The sequence below is a fragment of the Streptomyces sp. NPDC046900 genome, assembly GCF_040644975.1.
Classification (GTDB): Bacteria; Actinomycetota; Actinomycetes; order Streptomycetales; family Streptomycetaceae; genus Streptomyces.
On sequence record NZ_JBEYXD010000202.1, the window covers coordinates 1 to 4,446 of the forward strand.

The 4,446-nt window shown below is 66.9% G+C and carries 5 protein-coding genes and 1 pseudogene; 3 read left to right on the forward strand and 3 right to left on the reverse strand.

Annotated features, from left to right (window positions below; all coding sequences use genetic code 11):
* Positions 1-241: 241 nt before the first annotated feature.
* On the reverse strand, positions 242-1,084 hold the full coding sequence (locus ABZ904_RS50655; protein ID WP_361831047.1) for a FadR/GntR family transcriptional regulator: 843 nt from the start codon (positions 1,082-1,084) through the stop codon (positions 242-244).
* A gap of 489 nt (positions 1,085-1,573) precedes the next feature.
* On the opposite strand from ABZ904_RS50655, the gene ABZ904_RS50660 reads away from it, so the two are divergent.
* The 3 genes from ABZ904_RS50660 (at position 1,574) to ABZ904_RS50670 (ending at position 3,575) form a co-directional block, all read left to right on the forward strand.
* Positions 1,574-1,750, forward strand: a complete 177-nt coding sequence (locus ABZ904_RS50660) for a hypothetical protein (protein ID WP_361831050.1) — start codon at positions 1,574-1,576, stop codon at positions 1,748-1,750.
* Between the two features lie 190 nt (positions 1,751-1,940).
* The gene (locus tag ABZ904_RS50665; protein WP_361831053.1) at positions 1,941-3,173 is read left to right on the forward strand and encodes an MFS transporter; all 1,233 of its coding nucleotides are present in this window, start codon (positions 1,941-1,943) and stop codon (positions 3,171-3,173) included.
* Between the two features lie 78 nt (positions 3,174-3,251).
* Positions 3,252-3,575, forward strand: a complete 324-nt coding sequence (locus tag ABZ904_RS50670; protein WP_361831056.1) for a 2Fe-2S iron-sulfur cluster-binding protein — start codon at positions 3,252-3,254, stop codon at positions 3,573-3,575.
* Here ABZ904_RS50670 and ABZ904_RS50675 read toward each other — a convergent pair.
* Positions 3,572-4,099, reverse strand: a pseudogene (locus ABZ904_RS50675) (integrase core domain-containing protein); the annotation flags it as partial. The gene ABZ904_RS50670 and the pseudogene ABZ904_RS50675 overlap by 4 nt on opposite strands.
* Positions 4,100-4,307: 208 nt before the next feature.
* Positions 4,308-4,439, reverse strand: a complete 132-nt coding sequence (locus ABZ904_RS50680) for an FCD domain-containing protein (protein WP_361831059.1) — start codon at positions 4,437-4,439, stop codon at positions 4,308-4,310.
* Positions 4,440-4,446: the final 7 nt, after the last annotated feature.

The following is a 4,446-nucleotide window of genomic DNA, read 5'->3' on the forward strand; positions in this document are numbered from 1 at the left end:
GCTCACTCGGCAGACGATCGCCCGGCTGCAGCCGCCCGTCACGAATGAGGAGCTTGATCTGGTCGACGATGACCTGCGAGACGCGGTCGACGTTCACTCGGCTGAACATCTCCGGGCCGTCAGCCCCTGTCTTCACCTCAGCCACGGCGATCCCCATCCCTCGTGTGTGCGTGCTTATTGTGGCCGGTACTACGGACGACTGCCACTCACTCCATGGACCGTCTCATCCGCACCCTGCGACCTAATGGTATGACAAAGCGTCGGCCAGTTGACCACCTGTCCGGTCGACGCACCGCCCTCCGAGCGGCGAAGGGGTGGCAAGGGTACCCGCGAAGCTGGCCGACGTACTACGCAACCGCGACTTCGATCTCCACTGGACTCGCCGGCCAGGAGGTGGCCCTGGTCGCGGACGAGACCGGGACGCGAAGTCCTCGACCGGCTGCGTAAGAGCCGGCCGCCAGTACTTGGGTGCACTCAAGGGCGTCGGGCCGTGCCAGGTAGCCGTGCCTCCCGCTTCCAGGGACATCAGCATGGGGCCGTGGAAGCTCTGCACGAGCATCTCGATGGCCGGGTTGTGGGTGCAGGCGGCGACGCGGATGTGGAAGGCGGCGGACATGCCCATCTCGTACCGGTCCTCCCTGAGGGCCTGTGCGCCTTCCTCGACGATCTCCAGCAGCGCGGCAACGTCCTCCTCGGTTGCCCGCTCCACGACGAGGGGCAGAATGCCCAGCTCGACGATCATCCGGGCCTCGGTGACGTTCGCGGCCGTCAGCGGGGCGAGCGACAAAAGGTCCGCGAGCCCTTCCCCGAGCCGCTCGGCGGACGGCGTCGTGAGGAACGCGCCGCCGTGCGCACCGACCCGGACCGTCACAAGACCGCTGGCCTCGAGCACCCGGAGCGCCTCGCGTACCGTCACGCGGCTGACACCGAACCGCTGGCACAGCTCGCGCTCACTCGGCAGACGATCGCCCGGCTGCAGCCGCCCGTCACGAATGAGGAGCTTGATCTGGTCGACGATGACCTGCGAGACGCGGTCGACGTTCACTCGGCTGAACATCTCCGGGCCGTCAGGCATTGTCTTCATTGCAGCCACTGCGATTCCTATCCCTCGTGTGTCCGTGCTCATTGTGGCCGGTGCTACGGACGACTGCCACTCACTCCACGGAGCATCCCGCCCGTACCGCGCGAACTAATGGTATGACAAAATGATGGACCAGCAACCGCTCGGGCCGACAGTGCTCCCTTGCCCGGCATCCCGCCCAATGGACCCGTTGACACACCGGCCATGCCTCCTGGACGACGGGATTTGCCGGGCAGACGTCAGCGAATGGAGAGAACATGCCGAGCACGCGGCTACGGACAGTGCCCCGGCCCCAGGGGGAATGCGCCAAGGCCCATGGCAAGCCATCCACGACACTACCCATCTTCCTGGTGCGCGGATTCCAAGACGGCGCCGTCGTGCGCGCCCCGGAGACCGGGATCCGGGGCCCGAAGAATCTCGAGGGCCGAATGGCCGGCGTCAATCGCGGATATACCGTCGCGTGGACACGCGGTGTCCCGCAGGACGAGTACGTTGTCGAGCCTCGACGCTTTCGCCGAGGCCGGGAACCTGTACGGCGACCAGCTGCGCCGGGACGGGATCAAGACGCCGGCACCGGTCGATCTCATGCATCGGCGCGTGATGGAGATCACCGGCGCGGATCTGCTGCCTTGTGGCACAGCAGACAGGATTCCAGCCCTCACAGGCTGAGGTTCCTGGCTTCACCGCCGACCGCCACCGGTCTCCTGGCGGTCTTACTCGGCTCCGCAGGCGTATGGCCCGCGTGTACTCGAACAACGCGATCACTCGCCGTCGAACATGCCACAGCGATCCGTGCGGCGCGCCGTACCACGTTTCCACCCTGCCCGAAGGCAGGAGCCTCCACGCTCAAGGAGTATCGATGAAACTGCCACCGGCCCTGCACCATCGCGACTTCAACCTCTACTGGTTTGGTGTGGTCTTCTCACAGATCGGGACGCGAGGGACCGTTGCGGCCAACCTCTACCAGGTGTACGTCATCAGCGGATCGACAACGATCACCGGCCTGGTCGGCATGGCACAGGCCGTATCCCTGCTGATTCTGAGCCCGCTCGGCGGCGCCTACGCAGACCGCCTCGACCGGCGCCGACTCCTTCAGGCGACACAACTGCTCGCCCTGGTCGTCGCCGGCGCCCTGGCGGTACTGACCGAGGCCGGCAAGGCGACGACCCCGGAGGTGCTGGTGTGCGTGCTGCTCACCACCGCAGCCGGCACCTTCGATCAGCCGGCCCGGCAGGCGTTGATTCCGGCCATGGTTCCACGCAAGGAACTGCCGCAGGCGTTCGCTCTGCTCAACCCGTCCCGCGAACTCGCCGTCCTGCTCGGCCCGGCCTTGGCCGGTCTGCTCATCGCGACGCACGGCCCTGGCCTCATGTACGCCGTCGACGCGGCGACTTACGCGGTGCTCGTCGTCGTACTCGGGCTCATCCGAATTCCCCGGCTCGTTCCCGAGGCACGGCACCTGTCAGTGTGGCGGAGCATCGCCGATGGAGCGGCGTTCGTCAAAGGGCGGCCGGTGGTCTGGCTCATGATGAGCCTGGACCTGTCAGCAACGCTCTTCGGTGCGTACCGCGTGGTGCTGCCCGCACTCGCGCTGACGGTGCTGCACGCCGGTCCCACGGGCTACGGCCTGCTCTCCGCGGCCCCGAGCGCCGGCGCCCTGATCGCCACCTATCCCGTCTACCGCGTGATGGCCCGAAGCACCACGCTGGGCAAGGTGGTGCTGCTCGCCTCGGCCGGCTACGGCGTCGCCACCTTGGCGCTGGCCCAGTCGCCCTGGCTGCCGCTCGCACTCGCATCCGGCCTGCTGATCGGCGCCTTCGACGCACTGGCGACGACGATACGCCAGGCGGCGGTGCAGCTGGAAACGCCGGACACGATGCGAGGCCGAGTATCCGCGATCTACCAGATGGCCTCGCGTGGCGGGCCCGCGCTCGGCGACATCAACATCGGCTGGATCGCAGGTTTCCTGGGTCCGATCGCCGCGCTGTCGCTGGGAAGCTTCGTACCGATCATCTATGCGGGTCTCCATTACCTGCGTAGTAGCCGGGTCAGCCGATATTCCGTCGCCGAGGTCCAGGCAGAACACCCGTAGCAACAACTCCCACGCGCGCTTGACCTGCCCGGCGCAAGAGTAAGGTATATCGGTTAGACCATAGGGAAGGAGTCGTACGTGCCGAAGGTGGTCTACGTCAGCACCGAGGGCGACGAGCGCGTCGTCGATGCCGCAGTCGGAGAGACGGTGATGTCCGCCGCGGTCCGCAGCGGCGTGCCAGGAATCGTCGGCGAGTGCGGGGGCAACAACTCCTGCGCCACATGCCACGTCTGGGTGCGCAGTGGCTTCGCCGACCGCGTCGGAGGTCCCGGCGACCTCGAGGACGACCTACTCGACCTCGGCGCCGAAGACCGACGCGCCACCAGCCGGCTCGGCTGCCAGATCAAGATCGACGACGACCTCGACGGCCTCGTCGTCGATGTACCCCCCACCCAGGCCTAGCTGTATTGCCCTGAGAGCTTAGGGACGCGGCTGGCAGGTAGCTGTCCCTTGAGCGCGGTGTGTCCGCGGTGGTGATTGCAGGTGTGCAGCCAGCTGGGGAAGGCGTCGCGTCGTTCGGCCTCTGGGCGGTAGGGGTGGGCGTAGGCCCACTCGTCGAGCAGGTGGCGGTTGAACCATTCGACCTTCTCATTGGTCTGCGGCTGGTAGGGCCGGGTGCGTTTGTGCGTGATGCCTGCTGAGGTGAGCGCATCGCGCCAGGTGTGCGACTTGTAGCACGCGCCGTTGAATGTCGGTCAGGACCCGCTCGACGGTGATGCCGCAGTCGGTGAAGAACGCGTGGGCGCGGGGCCAGAGGCGGTGGCGGTCTCCTTCTTCTTCTCGTCGATGACGATCTCGCTGTAGGCCAGGCGGGAGTCATCGTCGACGGCGGCATGGATGTAGCTGTAGGCAGCGCCTGAACGGGTCCTGCGGCCGGTCTGGCGGCCCAGGACCTTGTGCCCGCCGCCGTCGGGGATGTTGCCGAGCGGGCTCGGCGACCGATGCGGCGGAACCGGGCTGCGCATCGTCGATGCGCCGGTCGTCTTCGGACTCACCCTCACGGCCTTCGTACTGAAGATGTGTGTTCCTTGGTCGGAGCACATCTTCAGACGAAGGGCGCCTTCATGTACGGCAGAGACCAGACCGAGTGATCAAGTTCGACGCACCATTCGACGCCGGAGGTTAAAGATCGAGCTAGCCGAGGCTCTTGACCCGCCTGGCCGTCCGGTTGATGTGGGTCCGCATCACCGACGTCGCGGCCTCGAGGTCGCGCTTGGCGATCGCCTGCGCGAGCTTGCGGTGCTCGTCCGTGCCGCGGCGCCCCATCAGGGGC